This is a genomic window from Okeania hirsuta, from assembly GCF_003838195.1.
GTDB classification, from domain to species: Bacteria; Cyanobacteriota; Cyanobacteriia; order Cyanobacteriales; family Microcoleaceae; genus Okeania; species Okeania hirsuta.
Map to the genome: position 1 here is coordinate 1 of NZ_RCBY01000134.1, position 22,269 is coordinate 22,269.

Genomic DNA, 22,269 nt, shown 5'->3' on the forward strand with positions numbered 1-22,269 from the left:
GGGAAAAGAGTACCAGGTATGAAGTCGGGAAAAAGAACTGAGAGAGTCAGTTGGATTGCAGCTATAAATCAATCAAAAATGTTTGCTCCTTTAAGATTTACAGGAAGTTGTGATCGTAATTTGTTTGAGAATTGGTTAAAAAAATTTTTACTACCAAAATTAAAACCAGGACAAGTTATTATATTGGATAATGCAACCTTTCATAAATCAATTTATATAGAAGAATTAGTGGCCAAGCAAGGGTGTGAAATTTGGTATTTACCACCCTACTCACCAGATTTTAATAAGATAGAACGTTGGTGGTTTGTCTTAAAAAATTGGATGAGACAAAGACTCAAATTCTTTGAGAATTTTAGAGACTGTGTGGATGCAGCTTTCATGGAAAATCCTGAAGTTTTTCCGTAGTAGTTAAATCAATTATTCCAAGGAATTAAATTTCAAGGAGCGAGTCTATAAAACTTGAAGATCAGCATGGTTGGATGGGGTGAAACCGAGACACGATCGCAGACCTTCTGATGTCAGATATGGCAGGCCAAAGCATATTTGGCTCACGACAGAGGAACTGAGTTGCGATCGCATATCAAAAATATCGGTCATGTAGCAGAACTTAATACTACATGTTAAGACATTAGTAGTATGTAAAGCGTGCCAGCGCTCATTGCTATAACTTTTAAATCATAAAACACTTGCAGCCATTTTTGAACTTCACCATAGCTAAAGAAACCTTCCGCAGATGTGAGTTCTTTGGTCAGTTGATTGACGATCTCTGGTGGTACTGCTCTTGGCCTTCCGGGACTTTTTTTTCTGTTTAATATTCCTTCTATTCCCCGTTGACGATATGTAAGGATTCAGGTGAAAGCGATCGCTTCCTAATAATTCAGGTATCAGATGTAGGAATCAGAGAAAGAGTTGATAAGTTATCATTATCTAGAGCGATATGGCTTATGCCACGCTCCGCGTTTAATGTCGGCGACAGCCGAAACGCCTTTAAAGACTGCTCAAAGAAATCAATCACTGAACGTCCCTGGCGACGACAGGTTTGTACCACAGTCAGTAAATTTGCTGTGTGTTGAAATCTTTCCATGCTTCTGGAGCCACCACTTACCTTTCGTTTAGTGATAGCTAGCCTTAATGAGCGCTCTGCAAGATTATTATCAGGAGGAATTTCTGGGTGATGGAGAAAATACCACCATTGGTCAGCTTTGAGCTTGAGGCTGCGTAACAATTTTCCTGCCTCATAACCTGCTTTGTTGCTCCATTGTTTGAGTGTTGACTCTACCTTGTGTTTAAATCTAACAGCCCAGTGACGATAACCATCACGCTCTTGATTTTGTTGCCATTGGCTATAATGACGAAATCCCTCATCAATTAAGTCTTTAAAAGCTTTCCCAATGGCTTGATTATTTTCCCCTGGTAATTGAATCAATCGTTGAAAGTGACGACGTAGATGGGCTAGACATTTCTGTTGAGCTTTGACTGGATAGCCATTGTACACACTTAAATCATCACTACTTATGACACCACCGTATTCACTACCTAACTGGGATTCTAGTTCAGCACGACTCCTAGTATCGGCGGCTCGGAACAGACAGAAATCTTCATTTGTCAACACCCATAGCCATTCCTTGATTCCCTTTACAGGCCAAGGTGTTTCATCTACATGAATTGATGGTTGTTCTTTTTTTACCCAATTTGACAATTGCTCTACATGAGGTTTGATTGCTGATTCCAACCTTTGATTGGTATTAACTAAAGTCCCTAAGCCAATATCAATTTTCCCCAACTCCCATAACATCTCTTGTTGTTTTTCGTAGGGTAGATGTCCGATCTGGCCTAACCATCCCAGGAAGGCTTGTAGCTTCACTCCTAAATCTTGTCCCGGTATCATCTCAGAAGACCAAGAAGCAGATGTTACTTGACTACAGCCTCTACATTGACAACTGTGACGGTGGTACTCTACTATCTCTATGGGTTGAGCTACCAGTTGTGCTACTTGTTGGGTTTCTACTTCTATCGGCTCACTTAAAAATTCTGTTTGACCACAATTAATACATACAAAAGGTTTGAGGATTTCGATTCTGTCTATTCTAGAAAATCCTTGACGAGTCTTTCCCTGATGGCCTGGTTGACCTCCGGGGAGTCTCTTTTTTGGCTCGGACTTTGGATTATCTTCAGAGTGTTTTGCTGTTTCTGACTTTTTTAGTATATCTGTTGATGGTGGTTTGGAGGAACTTTTGCTGTCCAAATCTCGACTAATTTTTAGTTTCTCAATTTCTCGTTCTAGTTTTTCGATCACTTTTTGTTGAGCCAATAGCGTCCTTACCAGTTCCTTCTTTGACAACTGGTTGAGATTTTCCCGGAGTTAGGGATGCTTGTGACTCACTCATATCCTTACTTTACCGTAGTTTGATTTTTTGTCAAGCTCTCGCAGATTTCCTGAATCCTTACCACTCAAGACCTGTTAAGCGATCGCTCTCACCTGAATCCTTACGACGATATTCACCAAACCAACGTTGTACTGTCACTCGATGACAACCGAGCAACTCTGCTATTTCTCCGATAGTATATAGCTTTTTCGTTTTTAACCAGTAAAGTGCTTGTAATTTTTCTTTGATATGCCCATCTGTTTCCTGGGACAACAGTTTTTTTAATTCAGATTCTGTTTCTAATATTTGAGTTTTTGTTTTCATCTAATAACTGCAATCACTTAATAATTTTGTACCTATTTCATTGTAACAATATTTTTTGAAATTGGTATAAAAGTTTAGTAAAAAATTTTGTTTGCCCAGCATTCCGCAGGAAAACAACTCTTGCTCATGCTGCCACCAAAATTAATATTTGTTTTGTCAGGCTGATGTTGAAGAGATTAGTGGCGATCGCCTAATTTCTTCGAGAACCCAAATGGGTTCTATAAACTTAGCTCGTGGCATTAACCTGGCCGTAGATTTAGGGGCAAATATTATCCACTGTGCTGCCTGCCGCCCTAGCAAAACGGGCGTTGCTCACGAACTATTGGAAAAAGCAGTACGTCAAGCTCTAGAAAATAATATTTTAATTGTTGCTCCGACTGGAAACAATAAAGGCGAATGTTGGTGTCTTCCCGCTATATTGCCTGGAGTAATGTCAGTAGGGGCAATGAAAGATAATGGTCAAATATTCAAGTTTAGTAACTGGGGTGGGCAGTAGCAAAAACAAGGTATTATTGCTCCCGGAGAAAATATTCTTGGTGCTCAACCAGGAACAGAAGAAACTGTTCGTAATAAAGGTACCAGTTGTGCAGCACCAATGGTAACAGGTATTTCGGTACTTCTAATGAGTTTACAATTGCAGCAAGGAGCAGCTCCAGATGCAGAAGCAATACGGGCAGCATTAACAAATAGTGCCATTCCCTGTACTTTGTAAGATACCGAAGAAGTAGAACGCTGTATGTTAGGTAAGCTCAATGTTGCCGGAGCTTTTCAACTTTTGACAGGAAAGGAGTTAGCAGCAGTGGAAGTTTCTACGGCAGAGGTAACGCCAGAGGAAGATGTAATATTAGGAGATAGTGGGGTTGATAGAAAGGCAGAAGGCAGAGAGCAGGAGGCAGGAGAGATTTATCCCGATGCCGTTCGCGTAGTGTCTCCGCAGGAGATAGGCAGGAGCATTCTGGCAACCAAAGGGGGTTTCAAACCTCCGCTGAACTCCCGTTTAGTGACTCCCATTCATTCGGGGTCAGAATCCGCAACTGAACAGAACCTTCTGCCTTCTGCCTCTCTTGGTGCGCATTCCCTTGCGTCTAACGCCGACGCGGGGTCGCACCGCTCCTGCCTTCTGCCTTCTCAAGGTATTACGCCCAGTGCTACTTCCAACAAAATTTATGCTTTGGGAACAGTGGGTTATGATTTTGGCACAGAAGCACGGCGTGACTCATTTAAACAGTTGATGCCAGCAGCAGTTATTTTAGGAGTTCAAGTTCCTGCGAACCCTTATAATGCTAGCCAAATGGCAAATTATTTAGATGCTAATTTATATGAAGGCAAATCTTTAATCTGGACATTAAATATAGAATTAACTCCTATTTACGCCCTCCAACCTGTAGGCGCATTTGCCGAGGATATTTATAAAACTCTGCAAAATATGTTAGCAGGAGAGGTTGAGGAAGAAGACAATGAAGGTTACATCGAAAGAGTCAGCATCACTGGTAGGTTGAGCGACAAAACTGTGAAATTATTTTCTGGGCAAATTCTACCTGTGGTAAAAATATATAGTCCCAGAGGAATGTATGGTTGGACAGTGAATATGCTGATAGATAGTGCCCTCGCATCAGTAAGTGCAGAGCGAGAAGAAGCTGAAGAAGAAGCAATACGAAAATCTCTAAGAAGTTTTCTGCAACGGGTTTATTATGACCTCCGCAACTTGGGACAAGCAGACCGTGATCGGGCCATTAACTTTGCTGCGACAAACGCTTTTCAATCAACAGCTTCTATTTCTAAAGCAGTAGCAGTTGGTATGGAGTTGCACAGTATAGAAGTCGAAAAAAGTCCTTTCTGTCCTTACAATAGCAACTGTTGGGATGTAAAGCTCAAGTTTTTTAATCCAGATAACACTAGGAGGGCAAAAAAAGTATATCGTTTTACTATTGATGTATCTGACTTGATGCCTGTAACATTAGGTAAAATGCGGTCTTGGTCTGTTCCGAAGTAATAGAGTATCCCCATAATTAGTTATTGCATAATTCAGGAATCAGGACTCAGGACTCAGGACTCAGGAGACATAATTCTAATAAGAAAATTCTGATAGCCGATCATAAATAAAGTTAACTTTGAAGAGGATAAGCTACACTAAATCCGGCTATCTATCTATGAGTATCTTTATTACGATGGTAAACCAGAGGGCAGAAAGGTTAGAGAGGATTGAAAAGTACCTTTGGCTCGGCGGATTTAGTATCATAAGTATGGTATGATAGATCTATTAGGAGAGCCGTAGAATTGGCTACATACAGAATTCCGCCCAGGTTTGGATAAATTTACAACATCCGTATATTAGACGTTTAATTTTGCTAACCTAATTACTGAGGGTTAAAAGCATTTATTTAAGTCTATTTAATATAAAACATCTCAATTTAGTTTAGGTTTTTAACTCATTTGTAGCCCTCTATTTTACCCTTTTTACCCTACATATCTAATTTACCCTATATACCTAAGTTTTAATTCTTCTTGAAAGTAATTGTTCTTCTAAAGCAGCAATTCTATTATAAGCCGCCGTCAATTGAGCTGTTAGCCGTTGAATTTGAATCTCTGATGTTAATTCTCCATCCATATTTTGACTACCTTGATTCATATAGTCATCATCTACTAGCACATCTTTGTGTTCTAATTCTAGATCAAAACCGTTATATTTTTGTTTTAGCTCATTGACATGTATCAGATTAGAAGTAGTTTCTGTAGATGGATGTTTATTTACCTTCTGTTTAATTATAAAGGTTGATACCTGATCGTTCAGTTTTTCAATAATGGTGTGTATTGCTTCAATTTTTTTACTCAAAGCAATAATTTGTTCTTGCAATAGTTCCATATATTTCTTCACTACCCGAAAATTAAGTTTACATTCTTCAATTTTAATAAACATTGAGTATAATTAGCTATTATTTCCAATTTCTTAACTTTATAATAAGAATTAATTCCTTAAAAAAAGATTAAATTTTGAGATGTTTAAAGAGATATTAAAATCAAAAATAACTCTCTACGTCTATTTGATAACTTTCGGGTTTACCATTCTGTATCATGTGGCCCTTGCATAGGGTATTGAATGAATAACTCCACTGCTTGGTTTTCAAACAATTGTCTTCGCAGTTTACCCCCAAATCAAACTTTGAGTCTAAACATAGTGGTTTGCGATCTTAGAGCTGATTTGTAAACTTAGCTAAAACCCTTATTTTATCTAACTCTCAGGGATTTAGGTTTTCTTGGACTATAACTCCCAAAACCCTTGTATTGCCATAAATTCAGCCTCTTAATATTTACTTTATAAATCAGCTCTTAGTGCGTTGATGATATCCACTTTCATGCTTCCATTGATTACGTCCTTTTTTACGAATTCGTCTGAGACTCTCGTCTCTGGGATGGAGAGCAGCTTTGCAGTTGCCACGCTTTCCAATCACAGCATTTTGGCGTGGTGGAATAGTTGATTTCGCTCCTCTTTTGCTCACTATGGCATAATACTTTATGTTTTTAAGAAACCTAGGAAAAATATGGGTTTCAGCGTTCTTAGTTTTAGACTAAGACAACGAAAAAATCAAGCTTTCAGTCAGTCGAGAGAAGTTGTTTTGGTTGCCAATATCAAAAACATACCCTTGTAAGATATCTCCATCTCTTGATTAAATAGATCTCAAATGGGTTCTATAATTATCCGACTTACAATCAGCTCAAGTTCTCTGGTTGGGGTTTCTGAGAGTCCTCTGCACCTGGATAGTCGGGTGATCGCTAATCTTGAAAAAATTTATAATGTTGTTAAATAAGGATAATTATGTCAGAGCAAACATCTCAAGCTTCTCAAAATTTGAGTAACAGCGAAAATCAACATCTATCTGAGCAAGAACAAGAATCTATGATGCTGGCAACTGGTCTGGAAGACTATGCACATTGGAAAATTATGTTCAAAGACCAGAAGAGGGAAGACGATAAACCTTTCTGTCGCGGACGCATTTGGGCTTAATATCGAATCCAGTAGCATTGGTATATAGTAGAAGAAAGAAAAGTCTTGCTTTGTTTGATTTTTAAGCTTTTGATCTGTCCGCGTCCTTTGCTTCGACTGCTATAATTCAGTATTGAAATTAAAAAATAACAGTCAACATTGTAGGGGTAAACGGCCGTTTGCCTCTAATGATGCTAGAAATGATATTACTCACAAAGCAAAGGAATTTAATATTAAGAAGTTAAAACTTAAAATTCTTGATACCAAACTATTTCTTTGTTGCTAAATAGACATCTCCAGAAAAGAGGGAAAAGGGAGTAGGGAGTAGGGGGAAATAATTGATAATTTCTGTGCGATAATTGATTTGATTTTTTATAATTGAAGATGTCTAATAGAAATCTCCAGAAATTAAATATTACTATCTTCCTTCCAGTTAATAAATTTTAACTTCCAAATTTACTCATTATTATATCATGTCCGGTAGCATCGGTATTGTATAGCAAAGGTAGGCAACAGGCAACAGGCAGGAAGGCTTAAGAGCAAGAAAAAAACTTAAATTTCCTGTAGATATCCACGCTAACTTTTACACAAACGATACCAACAGACATGATATTACTTATTCCTTCTTCTTTCTTCCTTTTTCCCTCTTCCTTCTTCCTTCTTCAATAAATCAAAAACTATGACAGATATTTGAAATTTATTAAACAAATTAGCTGCTCAAGAAGCACAATTAAATAATATTCAATTTCTAGCACCTTGTATAAGAAATGGGCGAGTCAAAACAAAAGTAGCAGGAATGGTTTATACCTTTCAAACTCAACCTAAAAAAATTGAAGGTTGGGGAATTTTTCAACCAATTAATGACAAAATAGCAAAATTTGTAGAAGAACCAAATTTGCCTCAATTAGAGGAATATTTCCAACTTTTAAAACCTCTTAGATTATTCCTTGCTTGTCAATTAAAAGGGCAAAAATGGCTAGCATATCCAACTAATGAATCTGATGCTAAACAACGTTTTGGTTTTGCTAAACCTATAGCAGTTCATATAGTAACAGAAGGAGCTATGTTTGAGTCAATAATTGCTAGATTTGATGGTAGTTCCTGGTGGTTTGAAGATATCGATCGCCGTGCCGATCCTTTTGTTGCGGAACAGTTACGGGAAGCGTTCAAAAATATTACGCCACTCAAAGAAGTCAGGTTTAAGGGGATAACACCAGAAATGAAAACAGTTTATGACTTAGTAGCGCGACAAAAAGAAGAGTTTATGAAACAAATGCAACAACAAAGGGATGAAAAACAACTGCGTGAAGCGTTAGAAATGGGAGGAGGTGAATTGCAGGATTTTCGCGATCGCTCTACTTATTGGCAAGTAGAATGGGTGACAAGGGATGGGGAACGTCATAGTTCTGCTATTGAGAAAAATGATTTGACTGTGGTGAGTGCTGGTATTTGTCTGAGTGGGGGCGATCGACATTTTGATTTACAGTCTTTAGTGGGTGTTGTTAAAGAAGGAAGAAGGAAGAGGGAAGAAGGAAGAAGGAAGGAAGGAGGAAAGACGGAATCAGGAAGAAGGAAAGACTGAAGTTGCAAGAAAGTAGGAAGAAGGAAGTAAGAAGGAGGAAAATTATGCTTCTAATTTACGAATAGTGGCTATAATGAGACGTTGTAGTTCATCAACTTCTTGAATGATAGAATTAAATAATTCTGGTTTAGCTAAATTTACTGCTTTAGCAATAATTAATTGGGTATCTAACTCTCTGAGAGAACCTAGAGCAATTCTGAGAAAACGTATATATTCAACTTTACTTATTCTGCCATATCCTTCAGCAATATTTGAGGGAACTGAAACACAACTACGACTAATTTGACTCGTTAAACCGTAAAGTTCAGAAGTGGGAAAATGTTGAGTTATTTGATAACAATTAATAGCCATTTTAACACCTCTTTTCCATATATATTGTTCTCGATGACTACCCATAATTTAAAATACCTTTAAAAGTTATCAACTCGAAGGAAGAAGGGATATAATTTATCAGGAAGAAGTAAGAAGGGGTAAAGATTGCTTGGAGTTTATAGACTTGGAGTAGCTTTTTGGAGACTATCCCTATCTACTTTTTCCTTCTTACTTCTTATTTCCAACTTTAGTCCTTCTTCCTTCTTCCCTCTTCCTTCTTACTGATTAAAGGTATTTTAAATTATGGGTAGTCATCGAGAACAATATATATTCAACTTTACTTATTCTGCCATATCCTTCAGCAATATTTGAGGGAACTGAAACACAACTACGACTAATTTGACTCGTTAAACCGTAAAGTTCAGAAGTGGGAAAATGTTGAGTTATTTGATAACAATTAATAGCCATTTTAACACCTCTTTTCCATATATATTGTTCTCGATGACTACCCATAATTTAAAATACCTTTAAAAGTTATCAACTCGAAGGAAGAAGGGATATAATTTATCAGGAAGAAGTAAGAAGGGGTAAAGATTGCTTGGAGTTTATAGACTTGGAGTAGCTTTTTGGAGACTATCCCTATCTACTTTTTCCTTCTTACTTCTTATTTCCAACTTTAGTCCTTCTTCCTTCTTCCCTCTTCCTTCTTCCTTCCAAACTATGTTTTTTCACGAACAAATTTACCGCAGTTCAGAAGTTATGACAAAGCTAAAAAATTTGTCAATAACTATTTGTGGTGCAGGTGCTTTAGGAGCAAATATTACTGAAAATTTAGCTCGTTCTGGGTTTAGTAAATTACGGGTTATAGATTGCGATCGCATTGAGGAGCGTAACTTATCTACTCAACCTTATTATCGTTCTGATGTGGGAGCTTTTAAGGTTAAAATTTTGACTAATAGTCTCTATCGTGCTTTAGGAGTAAAAATTGATGGTCAAATTCAAAAATTAACTGAAGAAAATGCAGGTAAACTATTAGGAAAAAGTGAGTTAGTGATTGATACTTTTGATAATAGTATTAGTCGGAGTGCTGTGAAAAATTATTGTGCCAATGCTAATATTTATTGTCTTCATGTAGGGTTAGCTTCTGAATATTCAGAGATAATTTGGAATGAAAATTATCGAGTACCTTCTCCAGTAAATGATGATATTTGTGATTATCCATTAGCGAGAAATTTAGTAATGTTAACTATTGCTGTTGCTTGTGAAGTTGTGGTGAATTTTGCAGCGACAAAACAGCAGGATAATTTTACTGTGACTTTAGGAGATTTTGCTGTTAAGCCATTATTATTTATGTAGGATTAAATCAATATATGCTATGCTGATTTAATGACTAAATTAAAGTTGATAATTGAATTACAAATATATAGCATAAAAGGTAAGATAAATGACAACAAATATAGACATTCTTAAAGATGAAAGAGTTAACTGTTATTCTGTAATGATTCAGTTGAGAGTAGCAGAATATTTAGAAATGGTAGAAAAAGTTTTTAATGATAGAGGAGGTTTAGAAGGACAAAGAGATACTTTAAAAACAAGAACAGCTATCAGGATTCGCAAAAGAATGATTGAAGACTTGGAAAAAGGAGCTATACTACCACCAATAGTTCTAGGAGTAATTACTTCAGCAGAAAAATTATCTAATATTAATAAATTAGATAAAGATAAATTATTAAATTTAATCAACGATAATTCTGAAAATAGCATATCTATCATTGATGGAATGCAAAGAACAACTGCCTTATATGATGCGCAAAAAGATACTAATATTAGTGTTAATAAAGTTCGGATAGAATTCTGGATAGCATCGCAAGTAAATAGTTTAATATATCGGATGTTAGTATTAAATACAGGACAAATTCCTTGGAATTTGAGAAGACAAATTGAAACTGTTTTTCAAGCAAATTTGAAGGAACTAAAAGCCAAATTTCCAGATATAGACATCATCAAAGTTGACGATCAAAAGAAACGTAAAAATTCTTGTCAGTATCAAGCAGATAAAGTCATTGAACTATTTTTAGTTTTCGGTGCTAGAAAGGAAAAAGTTGACCTACAAGAGAAATTAGCTGATGAATTTACGAGACAAGACTTTATAGAATCAGTAGCTAATCCTAATTTTACGAATATATTTTATGAAGTAATAGGATGTCTAGCTGACTTTGACTCAGCTCTATCTGCGTATGAGGATACAACTAAAGAAGGGTATTTCAAAAAAGGTAAAGACTTATTTCGTAGTCATCCAGCTTGTATTGGTTTTGTAACTTCTATCGCTTTATATGTACAAGGTAGACCTGGTAATGATTATTGTTTAGAAAAACAAAATAAAAGATGGAGTGAAATTAAAAATAATGCAAATAAACTGTTTGAAAAAGTCAAAGAAATGAAACATAGCGAAATAGGTGATTTTTTAGATTTTCCAACACTTAACGAACTGATTAGTAAAAAAACGGGTAAATCTACTAACTTTGAAAGAGCGTTTTTCTTAGAAGCTTTTAAGGTCTTAATAGAAGAAGATTTCGACGTTAAAACAATGACACCATGTTGGAGAGCTTACTGATACCAAGATGTCTAGAAATATGATCGAAGCTAATGAATATATCTTCAATAAATTAGCTGATTTTTTTGAAGTAAGTAATATAGACATCGTTATAGATGAGCAAAAAAAACGTTATATTGAGACTGATGATGAAGAAAAAGAATGGTTAAAAAAATTAAAAATAATTAACCAAAAATATCAGATTTTACCCAACTTTGCAACAGCGTCTTTTCAATATGGTGGTAATGATTATTTTGTAGCCATTGGTTCCCAAGAATATTTAGAAAATAATCAAGAAGTCATCCAGTTTATAGAATTGAATGCAGGCATAGTTACAGCTTTATTGTTTGAATTAAAAATATCAGTGGCTCGAAAAGCTAGTCCCTATGATATTGCAGATAAAATTTTTTATCCATCTCAAAAAGAAAGAATCGGATATGATTTTTCTACAGTCAGAGACTTATTTGAACCAATTTTTGTTTATAAAATCCCAGAAAATTCTCCTTTTTTGAATTTAGATGATATAACTTTGATTAGAATTTCTGGTTTTTATGCTAAAAATAGTCAACTGGTTTCATTAAATTTTTCATCAAATACTCTGAATGAATTTGAAAAGCTATTTATTGAAGGTTCAAAAAATATACCTTATGAAAACTTACTACTCAGCTTAGTTTCTGTTTATTGGAAATATTCATTTCTCGATATCTATAGATGTATCGAAAGATTATTTCCCATATCAGAACTAGAAGACCTGCACACAAAATTAAATATTCAAGATTCCCTATTAAACTTTGCCGATAATATTGAATCTTATATCGGTTGGAAACCAAAAGAAAATGAAGCACTAAATAAACTGATTAAAGATTCTCCCAATTCAGCACGTCAGATACTTCGTCAAGTAAAAGCTAATATTAACAATGTAGAAGAGGGAAATCTTGGAAATTTTGTCTATAAAATTCGTAATTCGATTGTGCATTTTAGACCTGCTATAAAGCAAATTAAATTCAACGATAATAATTGGGATATGTTAATCCATTCATCTTTGCTAGTTATTGAACATTGGTATGACAAATATGAACAACAACTTGCAGATAGTAATGTTGATAACGATAACTAAGGTGAAACTCAGAATAATTAAGATATTATCTCTATCCAACCAATTACAGCATATTTCAGTCAAATGATGTACGAGGTAAATGGTGAAAATCTTGTAGTGCGGGCATCTTGCCCGCGATGGGTGTACTTCATAGAGTCGCAAAGTGCTGTATTTCATCACCCATTAAATTACCAAAAGCAGCAGAAATTATCTTTTCCACCACAAATTAAAATCATGCAAAATCTAATGTAGAAAAGCAACCCCAAAAACTATTGGAGATTACTTTCCTATGGCAGTGATTTTATAGTAAGTTATCAGTCAGATTTGATATATAGAAGTCGAAGGAAAAGTTAGGACAGATAAAAAGCTTAAAACTCAGACAAAGCAATTTTTCCCTCTTCCCTCTTCCTTCTTCCCTCTTCCTTCAACAAAAAAAATACTTAAGCTGCAACCGCTTCTTCATAAGGAACAAAAGATTTCTTCTGCGCTCCACAAATAGGGCAAGACCAATCTTCAGGAATATCTTCAAATGCTGTACCAGGAGCAATACCAGAGTCAGAGTCGCCAACAACTGGATCGTAAATCATCGAACACACCCGACAGATCCATTTACGGGTTGCAGCTTCCTTTCCAGCAGCTTTTTGTTTCGGTGCAACACCATTCAAACCTTCGAGAGCTTCTGTATATTGATCCGCGTGATGATGCTCAATGCTAGTCAATAAACCAAACTTATGAGTTGCTTGGCGAAACATCGAAGCGTGTTCCCGAGACTCTTCTTCTTGCTCCTTAAATTCTGCTGCTGCTGCACTATCACGATCTACCCGTGCTTGTTCGGCAAATTCTGGGTACATAGTTGTATATTCATAAGTCTCTCCTTCAATTGCTAACTCTAGACAACGAGAAGCGATCGCTTTTTTCTGCTCTTCAGTCAAAGTAGATGGGTCGTCTACCACTAACTCTGGGTGAAGTAGGCGAAAGTGGGAAAAGGCGTGTTGAGTTTCTTGGTTAGCTGTTTCCCGGAAAAGTTTGGCTAAATCTTCCATGCCCAATTTCTTGGTTACTTCGGCAAAGAAAAGGTATTTACGGTTAGCCATTGATTCTCCTCCAAAAGCATCAGACAAGTTTTTGGCGGTGTTAGAGTTGGACAAGTCCATGATGTTCTCCTGAATTCTTTCTTTTACTCTGTTATATCTAAGAATAATTCTTATTTAATAAAATGTCAAGGAAAAGATTAATTTTAAATTAACAACCAATATTTGTTGAGATGTGTTATAATCTGAAGTTGGTATAAAATCTATTAATAAGCCTAAATAATGAACAGTAACTATACTGCAACAAATATTAAGAAAGAAATGCAATCTAAAGGACTGAGAATCACTCCTCAGCGGTTTGCAGTTTACGCTAATCTTTTATCTCGTTCAGACCATCCGACAGTAGAGGAGATACTGAGTGAAGTCAACCGTGAGTTACCAATTTCTTCCAAGGCAACTATTTATAGCGCCTTAACAGTGTTACGAGAAGTAGGGTTAGTTAAGGAAGTATTGTTGGAAGAGGGAGTAACTCGTTATGACGCTAACGTTAAACCTCATCATCATTTTTGCTGTCAAAAGTGTGGCGCGATCATTGATATCGACTGGGAAACTTTTAGTAATTTGCAAATGGATCGTTTACCACCAGGAATTTATCCTGAAAGTTATGAGGTTATTCTTAGGGGTACGTGCAGTCGTGAAAGTTGTAATAAAGCATAGGCATTGAAGAAGGAAGAAGGAAGAAGAAAGAAGGAAGAAGGAAGAAAGAGGAGATACTAAAAAGTTGACAACCCTCGAATGATACCCAACCAATTCTAGATACCGTGGGTGAGGTTGGGGTATTAAACCCATCAGGGAAAAGATAAATTTGATAGTGCGAGCATCTTGCTCGCGAATATTTTAGTATCGCTAAAAAAGAAGGAAGAAGAAAGAAGGAAGAAGGAAGAAGGAAGAAAGAATAAGAGAAAAGTGGATGGGGATACTAAAAAGTTGCCACGACTCTCGATCACTCCCCAACCAATTGTTCCTTCTGCCTTCGTTTATGATATTCTTTTTGTTAATTACTATTGCCAATTATTAGAATTACCCTATGAAAATCAAAAGCTTCAATCACGTTGCAATTATTTGCTCTAATTATGAAAAATCAAAACATTTTTATGTGAATATTTTAGGATTTGAAATTATTCAAGAAACTTGGAGAAAAGCACGCAATTCTTATAAGTTAGATTTACTTGTAGGAAATGGCGATCGCATTGAATTATTTTCATTTCCCAACCCTCCAAAAAGATTAACTCGTCCAGAAGCTTGTGGTTTGAGACATTTAGCTTTAGAAGTAGATAATATTGATGAATCTGTCGATTATTTGAAATCTCACAATATAGAAGTAGAAAATATTAGAATTGATGAAATAACTAGCAAACGTTTTACTTTCTTTCCCGACCCAGATGGGTTGCCTCTGGAAATTTATGAAAGTTGAAAAAGGCGATTAATAATTAATAATTCATAATTAATAATTGCCTCTTATTTTCAAGTAGAAATAATTATTGATGGTTTACTTCCCCTCCTGGGAGTTGCTATGGGAACATTGCATGCAACGTCCCTACTGCCACTCAAGAAGGAGTTTGAGTACCCATCCATTTTTTCCTTGCTTCCTTCTTCCTTGCTTCCTTCTTCTTTGCTTCCTTCTTCCTTCTTCCTTCTTCCTTCTTCCTTCTTCCTTCTGACTTCTTTCTTCTTCCTTCAAATAAATGCTAGGATTGTTCATAAAACAATTAATTTAGAGTGTAATGGAACAAGAAATCTATAAGCAAGCAGTAGCAAAATCTCGTGCTAAAGACTATGAGGCAGCAATTCAATATTTTAGTAGAGTTATAGAAATTAATCCTAATTTTGCTGAAGCTTATTATGGCCGAGGTTTAGCAAAGTTTGATTTAGGAAACAACAAAGAAGCCATTGTTGATTATACTCAAGCTTTAGCAATTAATCCTAATTATATAGATGCTTATTTAGCTCGTGGTATTGCTAAGTTGGCAGTAAAAGATATTTCGGAAACTATTGCAGATGCAAATCAAATAATTGCTATTAATAATAACTATGCTCCGGCATATAAATTGTTGGGTAATGCTTATCGTCAACAACATAATCAAGCAGATGCCATAGATAATTTTAAGCGAGGAGCAGAATTGTATTTAGAACAGAAAGATGTAGTTAATTGTCGGAAATGTTTGGATAATATTAAGCAAATACAATCTGTATCTACTACTGCTGTAAAAGTTGAAAATAATCTCCAAAAAGGTGATAGTAAAACATTTTTAAATAAGATTTTAAGAAAATTTGAAAAAGGCGATCGACAGGGAGTAATAGCAGATTTAAACTGGGCTTTACAAGTAGACCCAGAAGATTCTCAAGCCTATTGTTGTCGGGGAATTATTCGTTATAAACAAGGGGAGAATTTAGGTGCAATATCAGATTTTAATCAAGCTTTGCAATTTAACGACCGAGATATTTTAGCTTATCAAAATCGAGGGATAATTCGCAGTAAAATGGGAGATTTTAAAGGAGCGATCGCTGACCTTGATGCAGCTTTAAAAATTGAACCGAATAATTCGCTTATTTATGTAAGTCGGGGAAATACTTATCGGGATATGGGAGCATATCAAGAGGCAATAAAAGATTATGAACAAGCATTAAAAATTAACCCTAATGAAGCCAAAGCTTTTTATCATCGAGGCATTGTTTATTTCCGTTTAGAAGAAATGAAAAAAGCCATAGATGATTATCAGAATGCTGCTAAATTATTCGGGGATGCTGAAGATTGGAATAACTATAAAAAAACCTTAGATGACTTGAAGAAAATTCACGGAACTGTTCCTAGTCAAAATCAGAACCTTAACGAAGATAATCAATATAAACAACTACAACAAAAACTTTTAAAAATGGTTGGTGGGCATTGGGAAATGGCAGAAAGATTAATCGCAAAAGTTCGAGAAAAATATCCTGGAAGGGATAAGATTTGGTATTTGGAAAAAGTTATATCTGATTATCAACAATAGTCATTTCAGTTATCAGTTATCAGTTATCAGTACCTCTAAAACTCAACTTCCCCCTTCTTCGCTCCTCCTTCTACTATAAATTCAACCTAAAACCAGGCAATAAATTTTCACCCGATAATTCAGTTGGAAGATTTCTTACTTCCACATCCTTTGCCAAACGATAAATTTCTACTTGTTGCTGCTGAGGATTAATTAACCATCCTAAATTTACTCCAGCATCCATATATTCTTGCATTTTGTCGCGCAACATTTCCAAATCATCTGTTCCTGACCTTAATTCAATTACAAAATCCGGTGCAATGGGAGGAAACTTGCGCCGTTGTTCAGGTGTTAATGCTTCCCAACGTTCCCGTTTTATCCAAGCAACATCTGGGGAACGGTTAGCACCATTTGGCAACTTAAAAACAGTAGATGAACTGAAAGTAAAACCAAGTTTTGTTTGCCGATTCCAGATGCCCAAATCAATAATTAATTCAGCTTCTCGATTACCACTATCCCCACCAACTGGTGGCATAATAATTAATACTCCTTTAGCCGTTATTTCAAAGTTAAAATCGCAGTTATTTTGACATAACTGATAGAATTGTTCGTCTGTGAGATTAACAGTATCTAAATTTAATGTCAAAGTACTCATAATTTTATACTTATTTAGAATTTTTATAAATATTATATGAGGAACTTTCCTACGGAATGCTACGCAAATGTTATCAGCTTGTAGGGGCGAATGGCATTCGCCCATACTTGAGTTTAAATCTCCTTCTAAAAGTTTACTGCTGAAAGCTGAAAGCTGAGTGCTGAAATGCTGACAGCTTTTTTAAAATTAGCCAATTTCCGCAGTCATACTAATAACTGTTTCCACAGTTTTACCAGGTTCAGCAATTAATAAACTTTCCCCAGTATTCATAGCATTACGAGGTGCAGTCCAAGGTTCTAAACAATAAAAATCTTTACCTTTGACAGTCCAAAAAACTAGAGTAGAGTAATTACTATCGTAGTTAATAGTTAACTTCAAATTACGACTTTTATCAGTAACTACTGCTGATTGTTTTGACAAATTAACAAACGCCCAATCAATTTCTTCGGCATTAAAATCAAACTCTCCAGAAAAAGTATTAACAGTTTGTTCGCCCTTAAGTTTATACTCATTTGAAGGTAAATCAAACTCTAATTGACTCTTATCAGTTACAGCAAAATAAGGATGAATTCCTGTAGCAAATGGCATAGGTTTCTGAGACAAATTCGTGTGAGAATATCGCATCTCTAGAGTATTACCCCGCAATATATATGTATAATTCAACTCAAAATTAAATGGATATACTGCCCGAGTTTCATCACTGCTGCGGAGAGTCACAGTAATACTTGCGCCATTCTCGGTAGACTGTTGTGTAACTTCCCAAGGGAGGGTACGAGCAAAACCATGTTGCTTGATTTTGTAGCTTTCTCCATCTAACGTATAGGTATCGTCAACCACGTTGCCACAAATAGGGAACAGTAAAGGAATACCACCGCGTACCGAAAGAGTGGGGTCAGCAAAACGTTCCTTATCAAGATAAAATATTTTTTGGTCTTGAGTACGCCAGTCAGTAATGATGCCACCTCGTTCGGGAACAACAACTACCATAGACTGAGTAGTTTCATCAGAAAGGATATAGGGTTGATTTTGATTTTGTCCAACATTAGCAGGCATAGATAATTTACCTAAAACAACTGCTATTAAATTCTCATAGAATAGTCTGAAAAACTATTCATTTTGGACATAATACGAATTTGATAAATATTTGTAGCAAATATTTATTAAATTCTCATAGAATAGTCTGAAAAACTATTCATTTTGGACATAATACGAATTTGATAAACGTTTGCTACAAATATCTAGGGGATTTTTTAGGAGTCAGGAGTCAGGAGGCACGGAAGGAAGAGAATTTAGAAAGATTTGGCAATGGCGCTGAGGATGGAACATTTTTTTATACCGAACCCGAGCGGATTTTATATAAAATATTGCTTAAACCTTTAACCATATCATTTAAGTGAACTGAAAACAAGTCTAAACTTAGTGCTACTAATATCAGTTACCAACATCAAAAAATTAGGTAGTGCATAAGTTCTGAACTTAAGGAAATATATCTAGCGATCGCAGGACTTATACAATAGACATCTGGTGATCATCAAAAATAAAATCAATTATTGCATATAAATTATCAATTATTTCCCCCTACTCCCTACTTCCTACTCCCTCTTTTCCGGAGATAACTAATATATGAGGTCTAAACACTAAATATATAAAACGTTATAGTTTTGATTGACTATATCAATCATCGATAAACTGGTAAAGTAAACTGAAAACAACTACCATTATTTGGACTAGACTCTACCCAAATTTTGCCGTAGTGGGATAAAATAATCCTTTGACATAAAGCTAGACCAATACCATAACCTTCTTGTGACTCATCACGCTTGAGTCTAAAACTATCTTCAAAAATACGACCGTGATTTTCTTTAGGAATACCAGGACCACTATCACAAATTGTCACTTGAATCTTTTGAGTAGTGCGATCGAGGATTAAAACCTGTATTTTTCCTTGTTTAGGAGTATACTTTATGGCATTATCCAGCAAATTAACTATTACCTGACGTATTCTTTCTCGGTCAGCATAAACTAACGGTAAATCATTAGGAATATCCGTTTTCAACTGCAAATCTTTTGACTTAAGTCGGTCTCGAAAACTAATTATCACCTCGCGACACAATGCCCCCAAATCTAATTTTTCAGGCTGAATTTGTAACTGCGTACTTTTGCCTCTTGGCCTCTCCAGAATATCTGTAATCATTCTGTCAATCACACGAACTTGGTAACGTGCCTGCTTAATTAGCCTTTCCATAAGAGTCGGAGAGCTTCTAGGAAACTCACTATTAACAGTTTTTTGAGTTGATTCTAAAGTCTCTAGAGCCAATGAAACTGCTGTCAGAGGGTTGCGTAAGTCATGAGCCAACATGGCCACAATACGGTCTTTAAATCTTAGTTGAGCTTGAAGTTGTTCCTTTTCCTGTTTGAGACGAAAAATTTCATCTGACATTTGCATTAATTCTGCAGCACAGTCGATGGAATTAACAGATAATTTTTGATTAACAACCTGTTTAGACTGAGGTTGAGAGTTATGAGTGTGCCAATATTCGGCGATGGAACGTTGCCAGCGTGGCCACCAATATTCCAATTTGGCAATTAAATCTGTACCAGTTAGGGTTTGTCTCGGTTCAGGATAAATTTTGAGTAGAGCAGGAGTAGCAATTAACTTGAAGTGCTCTGCCATATAGGGTTGCTCTTGTACGTCAATGACTTGAAATTCAAAGGGATAATCATAATCTTTTTCTAAATTGTTGAGGGACTTACGAATGGCTTGAATTTGCTCTTGAGAGCCAGGACGTTTGTTGATAAACAATAAAATCTGTAAAAATCCCTGCTCATTACTATTATTATTATTATTAGATTTTTCTGAAGACACCTGTAAAAAATTTCTAGGTAAGTGGGATAGGCTATTAGCATCTCTTTTGCAAATAGAATAATTTACCATTTAGTAGTAATCCATATTGAATATTCCCGCCTACCTAGATACTTGGCCCTATGCTGTAAGCGGGGCGGGGTTTACCACTTACGATTAAAAAACTAATTGGATGAATTTTATATTTTTCTATTAATGGCCTATAAAAGAAAATTAGTTTCTGAGATAATTTAATATCTATTTCATATTGTGACACTAATACTTTCAATTCGCGTTCTAGAGTATATTGAGATTATCTAATGCTGACTTGACATAATTGATATTTTATAGTAAGTGAATACAGATAAATCTTACCAGTGGTTATGATGACTCAAGTGAGGGAGAATTTTCTGGTAAGTGGTATACTGCAAGCTTAAATTTTATAGTAGTTGGAGGTTTGCTGAGGATACTCTCAGAACTTCATGTCTCAGTTGTCAAAAAAATGTAATTTTAAATTTTGAAATATTGCTAAAAATGGATGAAGTTGGTTAGCTGGCAAAAAAATCAGTCCCTCAGAGTGGTGCTTGTGGCGGCGATCGCCTTCTTTGTTCTCTGTCTATTATTTAATTTGCACCGCTATTATAGTTTTTACGCCTCTTACGACCAAGGTATATTTAACCAGGTCTTTTGGAATAGTATACACGGTCGTTTTTTTCAAAGTTCTCTCTCTTCTGCTCTTTCTACAAATGTAGTTCACCAAGGCCAAGTACCAGAAGTATACTATCACCGCTTAGGCCAACATTTTACTCCAGCTCTATTATTGTGGTTGCCAATATATGCTCTATTTCCATATCCTGTCACCCTAACAGTATTACAGGTCACATTAGTTACTGGTGCTGGTTTAGTTTTATACATTTTAGCTAGGCACTATCTCCAGCCACCCTTATCAGCCATAATTACCATTAGCTTCTATTGTGCTAATGCAGTAATTGGCCCTACTCTCGGAAATTTCCATGATATTTGTCAGATACCTATATTTGTATTTAGCTTACTACTGGCAATGGAAAAACGCTGGTGGCCTCTATTTTGGATTTTAGTAGTATTAATTTTAGCTGTTAGAGAAGATGCAGGAGTAGTTTTATTTGGAGTAGGATTCTATCTAATTTTGAGTAAACGCTACCCCAAAATAGGTTTAGCTATTTGTACTTTCAGTTTTGTTTATATGGTAGCTTTAACAAATCTGATTATGCCCCTATTTTCCGAAGACATTTCCCAGAGATTTATGATGGAAAGATTCGGTCAATATGCAGAAGGAGATGAAGCTTCGACTTTGGAAATTATTTGGGGTATGATTAGTAACCCTTGGCGGTTAATAGCAGAAATTTTCACTCCATTTTTTGGCACTATCAAGTATTTATTAGGTCAATGGTTACCTTTAGCATTTGTACCTGCTGTTGCTCCCGCTTCTTGGATGATAGCAGGGTTTCCTTTACTGAAATTATTTTCTGCTCAAGGTTTGTCTGTACTGTCAATTACAATTCGCTACGCTATGACAGTAGTACCTGGATTATTTTACGGTGCAATTCTATGGTGGGGAAAGAGAGAATCAGAAGTTGAAAACTCACCACTGCCATCAGGAAAGTTTCGCCGTTTTTGGGTAATTTGTATTTGCTTGTCGCTATTTTTTACATTTACATCTAATCCTAATCGCACTTTTTATTTTTTAGTACCAGATTCAGTTAAACCTTGGGTTTATGTTCCCGCACACCAACAATGGCAACACGTTGGTAAAATGCGACCATTGTTAGGAAAAATTCCTGATGATGCAAGTGTGGCAGCAACAACTTATATTATTCCTCACTTATCAAGTCGTCGAGCAATTTTGCGGTTTCCTAGAATGCAATTTAGAAATGATGCTAGAGAGGTGGAAAAGGTGCAATATATTATTGTTGATCTGTGGCGGTTGAATAGATATCGGGTCGCATTTAAGAGCGATCGCCAACGGTTAGAGAAAATTGTACCGCGAATTGAAGAACTTTATAATTCTGGTGAATATGGAATTACTGATTTTAGAGATGGTGTGGTTTTGATGGAAAAAGGAGTAGTTTCTGATTTGGATGCTCTGGATGGATGGGAAAATTTCCGCATGAAGAAGGAGTCAGGAGACAGGAGTCAGGAGTCAGTCAAGTAGGTTGTGTTAGCGTTTGCGCAGTATTCCGCACCGAAAGCGTAACGCACCGAGATCTTTGAGATAGCTACAAACTATTCAACGGTGCGTTACGGCGCAACGTAATATTTGACAGTTCAACAGTATTTTGTAGTAAGCGCCTAACTCACCCTACTGTACTACTACGGAGGCGATGGCACTGACTCCTTAAATTAACAATGAGTAATCTTCTTGAAGAAGGCAGAAGGCAGAAGGCAGAAGGCAGAAGGCAGAAGGCAGAAGGCAGAAGG

Annotated in this window: 23 protein-coding genes and 1 pseudogene; 13 read left to right on the forward strand and 11 right to left on the reverse strand. The window is 36.0% G+C overall.

Annotated elements, in window-relative coordinates:
- Positions 1-405 (forward strand): IS630 family transposase (locus D5R40_RS20300; protein WP_124155118.1); only part of this gene is annotated, 405 nt, incomplete at its 5' end.
- Between the two features lie 472 nt (positions 406-877).
- On the opposite strand, the gene tnpC is transcribed toward D5R40_RS20300, so the two are convergent.
- The gene (gene tnpC / locus D5R40_RS20305; RefSeq protein ID WP_124143350.1) at positions 878-2,341 is read right to left on the reverse strand and encodes an IS66 family transposase; all 1,464 of its coding nucleotides are present in this window, start codon (positions 2,339-2,341) and stop codon (positions 878-880) included.
- Positions 2,342-2,444: 103 nt separating this feature from the next.
- A complete protein-coding gene (locus D5R40_RS20310) occupies positions 2,445-2,690 on the reverse strand; it encodes a helix-turn-helix domain-containing protein (protein WP_124143351.1) in 246 nt (81 codons plus the stop codon).
- 211 nt (positions 2,691-2,901) lie between these two features.
- On the opposite strand from D5R40_RS20310, the pseudogene D5R40_RS42075 reads away from it, so the two are divergent.
- Both D5R40_RS42075 and D5R40_RS20315 read left to right on the forward strand, forming a co-directional pair.
- Positions 2,902-3,402 (forward strand): annotated as a pseudogene (locus tag D5R40_RS42075) (S8 family serine peptidase).
- 24 nt (positions 3,403-3,426) lie between these two features.
- Entirely contained in the window at positions 3,427-4,683 is a 1,257-nt protein-coding gene (locus tag D5R40_RS20315; protein WP_339379411.1) for a PatA/PatG family cyanobactin maturation protease, read from the forward strand.
- 495 nt (positions 4,684-5,178) lie between these two features.
- Here the strand turns inward: D5R40_RS20315 and D5R40_RS20320 are convergent, their stop codons facing one another.
- Positions 5,179-5,553, reverse strand: coding sequence for a hypothetical protein (locus D5R40_RS20320; protein WP_124143352.1), 375 nt, complete (start codon positions 5,551-5,553; stop codon positions 5,179-5,181).
- Positions 5,554-6,010: 457 nt separating this feature from the next.
- Positions 6,011-6,187, reverse strand: a complete 177-nt coding sequence (locus D5R40_RS35680; protein WP_161564338.1) for a hypothetical protein — start codon at positions 6,185-6,187, stop codon at positions 6,011-6,013.
- A gap of 317 nt (positions 6,188-6,504) precedes the next feature.
- Here D5R40_RS35680 and D5R40_RS20325 point away from each other — a divergent pair, with 317 nt between their 5' ends.
- Together D5R40_RS20325 and D5R40_RS20330 are read left to right on the forward strand one after the other, a co-directional pair.
- Positions 6,505-6,693 (forward strand): cyanobactin biosynthesis PatC/TenC/TruC family protein, encoded by a 189-nt coding sequence (locus D5R40_RS20325; protein WP_124143353.1) that lies wholly within the window; start codon positions 6,505-6,507, stop codon positions 6,691-6,693.
- Between the two features lie 775 nt (positions 6,694-7,468).
- Positions 7,469-8,254 (forward strand): hypothetical protein, encoded by a 786-nt coding sequence (locus tag D5R40_RS20330; RefSeq protein ID WP_338043128.1) that lies wholly within the window; start codon positions 7,469-7,471, stop codon positions 8,252-8,254.
- 42 nt (positions 8,255-8,296) lie between these two features.
- On the opposite strand, the gene D5R40_RS20335 is transcribed toward D5R40_RS20330, so the two are convergent.
- Together D5R40_RS20335 and D5R40_RS20340 are read right to left on the reverse strand one after the other, a co-directional pair.
- A complete protein-coding gene (locus D5R40_RS20335; RefSeq protein ID WP_124143354.1) occupies positions 8,297-8,650 on the reverse strand; it encodes a four helix bundle protein in 354 nt (117 codons plus the stop codon).
- Between the two features lie 201 nt (positions 8,651-8,851).
- Positions 8,852-9,079 carry a four helix bundle protein gene (locus D5R40_RS20340; protein WP_124155119.1) on the reverse strand — a complete coding sequence of 76 codons (228 nt, stop codon included), beginning with the start codon at positions 9,077-9,079 and terminating at the stop codon, positions 8,852-8,854.
- 207 nt (positions 9,080-9,286) lie between these two features.
- Between D5R40_RS20340 and D5R40_RS20345 the strand changes: the two genes are divergently transcribed.
- From D5R40_RS20345 to D5R40_RS20355, 3 genes are all read left to right on the forward strand, one after another.
- Positions 9,287-9,922 carry a ThiF family adenylyltransferase gene (locus D5R40_RS20345; protein ID WP_124143355.1) on the forward strand — a complete coding sequence of 212 codons (636 nt, stop codon included), beginning with the start codon at positions 9,287-9,289 and terminating at the stop codon, positions 9,920-9,922.
- A gap of 88 nt (positions 9,923-10,010) precedes the next feature.
- The gene (locus D5R40_RS20350) at positions 10,011-11,180 is read left to right on the forward strand and encodes a hypothetical protein (RefSeq protein WP_124143356.1); all 1,170 of its coding nucleotides are present in this window, start codon (positions 10,011-10,013) and stop codon (positions 11,178-11,180) included.
- 7 nt (positions 11,181-11,187) lie between these two features.
- Positions 11,188-12,276: a hypothetical protein gene (locus D5R40_RS20355; protein WP_124143357.1), complete on the forward strand. Its 1,089-nt coding sequence runs from the start codon at positions 11,188-11,190 to the stop codon at positions 12,274-12,276.
- A gap of 419 nt (positions 12,277-12,695) precedes the next feature.
- Here the strand turns inward: D5R40_RS20355 and rd are convergent, their stop codons facing one another.
- Complete coding sequence (gene rd, locus D5R40_RS42080; RefSeq protein ID WP_124143358.1) at positions 12,696-13,409, reverse strand: rubredoxin; 714 nt, start codon at positions 13,407-13,409, stop codon at positions 12,696-12,698.
- A gap of 159 nt (positions 13,410-13,568) precedes the next feature.
- On the opposite strand from rd, the gene D5R40_RS20365 reads away from it, so the two are divergent.
- The 3 genes from D5R40_RS20365 to gloA2 all read left to right on the forward strand — a co-directional run bounded on the left by D5R40_RS20365 (position 13,569) and on the right by gloA2 (position 14,760).
- The gene (locus D5R40_RS20365) at positions 13,569-14,003 is read left to right on the forward strand and encodes a Fur family transcriptional regulator (protein ID WP_192901041.1); all 435 of its coding nucleotides are present in this window, start codon (positions 13,569-13,571) and stop codon (positions 14,001-14,003) included.
- A gap of 165 nt (positions 14,004-14,168) precedes the next feature.
- Positions 14,169-14,417, forward strand: coding sequence for a hypothetical protein (locus D5R40_RS37890; protein ID WP_124143360.1), 249 nt, complete (start codon positions 14,169-14,171; stop codon positions 14,415-14,417).
- Positions 14,374-14,760, forward strand: coding sequence for an SMU1112c/YaeR family gloxylase I-like metalloprotein (gene gloA2 / locus D5R40_RS20375; RefSeq protein WP_124143361.1), 387 nt, complete (start codon positions 14,374-14,376; stop codon positions 14,758-14,760). The genes D5R40_RS37890 and gloA2 overlap by 44 nt, the downstream gene beginning before the upstream one ends.
- 123 nt (positions 14,761-14,883) lie before the next feature.
- Here the strand turns inward: gloA2 and D5R40_RS35685 are convergent, their stop codons facing one another.
- Entirely contained in the window at positions 14,884-15,048 is a 165-nt protein-coding gene (locus D5R40_RS35685) for a hypothetical protein (RefSeq protein WP_161564339.1), read from the reverse strand.
- Between the two features lie 22 nt (positions 15,049-15,070).
- On the opposite strand from D5R40_RS35685, the gene D5R40_RS20380 reads away from it, so the two are divergent.
- Positions 15,071-16,336 carry a tetratricopeptide repeat protein gene (locus tag D5R40_RS20380; protein ID WP_124143362.1) on the forward strand — a complete coding sequence of 422 codons (1,266 nt, stop codon included), beginning with the start codon at positions 15,071-15,073 and terminating at the stop codon, positions 16,334-16,336.
- 73 nt (positions 16,337-16,409) lie between these two features.
- On the opposite strand, the gene D5R40_RS20385 is transcribed toward D5R40_RS20380, so the two are convergent.
- The 3 genes from D5R40_RS20385 to D5R40_RS20395 all read right to left on the reverse strand — a co-directional run bounded on the left by D5R40_RS20385 (position 16,410) and on the right by D5R40_RS20395 (position 19,905).
- Positions 16,410-16,970 carry a Uma2 family endonuclease gene (locus D5R40_RS20385; protein WP_124143363.1) on the reverse strand — a complete coding sequence of 187 codons (561 nt, stop codon included), beginning with the start codon at positions 16,968-16,970 and terminating at the stop codon, positions 16,410-16,412.
- A 186-nt stretch (positions 16,971-17,156) separates the two neighbouring features.
- Complete coding sequence (locus tag D5R40_RS20390; protein WP_124143364.1) at positions 17,157-18,023, reverse strand: aldose epimerase family protein; 867 nt, start codon at positions 18,021-18,023, stop codon at positions 17,157-17,159.
- A gap of 625 nt (positions 18,024-18,648) precedes the next feature.
- Positions 18,649-19,905 carry a histidine kinase gene (locus D5R40_RS20395; RefSeq protein WP_124155120.1) on the reverse strand — a complete coding sequence of 419 codons (1,257 nt, stop codon included), beginning with the start codon at positions 19,903-19,905 and terminating at the stop codon, positions 18,649-18,651.
- Between the two features lie 445 nt (positions 19,906-20,350).
- Here D5R40_RS20395 and D5R40_RS20400 point away from each other — a divergent pair, with 445 nt between their 5' ends.
- The gene (locus tag D5R40_RS20400; protein WP_124155121.1) at positions 20,351-22,003 is read left to right on the forward strand and encodes a DUF2079 domain-containing protein; all 1,653 of its coding nucleotides are present in this window, start codon (positions 20,351-20,353) and stop codon (positions 22,001-22,003) included.
- Positions 22,004-22,269: the final 266 nt, after the last annotated feature.

Excerpts from the sequence above, each read along its gene's own strand:
- D5R40_RS20380 (WP_124143362.1), top strand. The coding sequence starts at position 15,071 with ATGGAACAAGAAATCTATAAGCAAGCAGTAGCAAAATCTCGTGCTAAA.
- D5R40_RS20315 (WP_339379411.1), top strand. The coding sequence starts at position 3,427 with ATGTTAGGTAAGCTCAATGTTGCCGGAGCTTTTCAACTTTTGACAGGA.
- D5R40_RS20365 (WP_192901041.1), top strand. The coding sequence starts at position 13,569 with ATGAACAGTAACTATACTGCAACAAATATTAAGAAAGAAATGCAATCT.
- D5R40_RS35685 (WP_161564339.1), bottom strand. The coding sequence starts at position 15,048 with ATGAACAATCCTAGCATTTATTTGAAGGAAGAAGAAAGAAGTCAGAAG.
- D5R40_RS20320 (WP_124143352.1), bottom strand. The coding sequence starts at position 5,553 with ATGGAACTATTGCAAGAACAAATTATTGCTTTGAGTAAAAAAATTGAA.
- D5R40_RS20325 (WP_124143353.1), top strand. The coding sequence starts at position 6,505 with ATGTCAGAGCAAACATCTCAAGCTTCTCAAAATTTGAGTAACAGCGAA.
- D5R40_RS20335 (WP_124143354.1), bottom strand. The coding sequence starts at position 8,650 with ATGGGTAGTCATCGAGAACAATATATATGGAAAAGAGGTGTTAAAATG.
- D5R40_RS20385 (WP_124143363.1), bottom strand. The coding sequence starts at position 16,970 with ATGAGTACTTTGACATTAAATTTAGATACTGTTAATCTCACAGACGAA.
- D5R40_RS20310 (WP_124143351.1), bottom strand. The coding sequence starts at position 2,690 with ATGAAAACAAAAACTCAAATATTAGAAACAGAATCTGAATTAAAAAAA.
- rd (WP_124143358.1), bottom strand. The coding sequence starts at position 13,409 with ATGGACTTGTCCAACTCTAACACCGCCAAAAACTTGTCTGATGCTTTT.
- D5R40_RS20330 (WP_338043128.1), top strand. The coding sequence starts at position 7,469 with ATGGTTTATACCTTTCAAACTCAACCTAAAAAAATTGAAGGTTGGGGA.
- D5R40_RS20390 (WP_124143364.1), bottom strand. The coding sequence starts at position 18,023 with ATGCCTGCTAATGTTGGACAAAATCAAAATCAACCCTATATCCTTTCT.
- D5R40_RS20345 (WP_124143355.1), top strand. The coding sequence starts at position 9,287 with ATGTTTTTTCACGAACAAATTTACCGCAGTTCAGAAGTTATGACAAAG.
- D5R40_RS20400 (WP_124155121.1), top strand. The coding sequence starts at position 20,351 with ATGAAGTTGGTTAGCTGGCAAAAAAATCAGTCCCTCAGAGTGGTGCTT.
- D5R40_RS20355 (WP_124143357.1), top strand. The coding sequence starts at position 11,188 with ATGTCTAGAAATATGATCGAAGCTAATGAATATATCTTCAATAAATTA.
- D5R40_RS20340 (WP_124155119.1), bottom strand. The coding sequence starts at position 9,079 with ATGGGTAGTCATCGAGAACAATATATATGGAAAAGAGGTGTTAAAATG.
- D5R40_RS20350 (WP_124143356.1), top strand. The coding sequence starts at position 10,011 with ATGACAACAAATATAGACATTCTTAAAGATGAAAGAGTTAACTGTTAT.
- D5R40_RS20395 (WP_124155120.1), bottom strand. The coding sequence starts at position 19,905 with ATGGTAAATTATTCTATTTGCAAAAGAGATGCTAATAGCCTATCCCAC.
- gloA2 (WP_124143361.1), top strand. The coding sequence starts at position 14,374 with ATGAAAATCAAAAGCTTCAATCACGTTGCAATTATTTGCTCTAATTAT.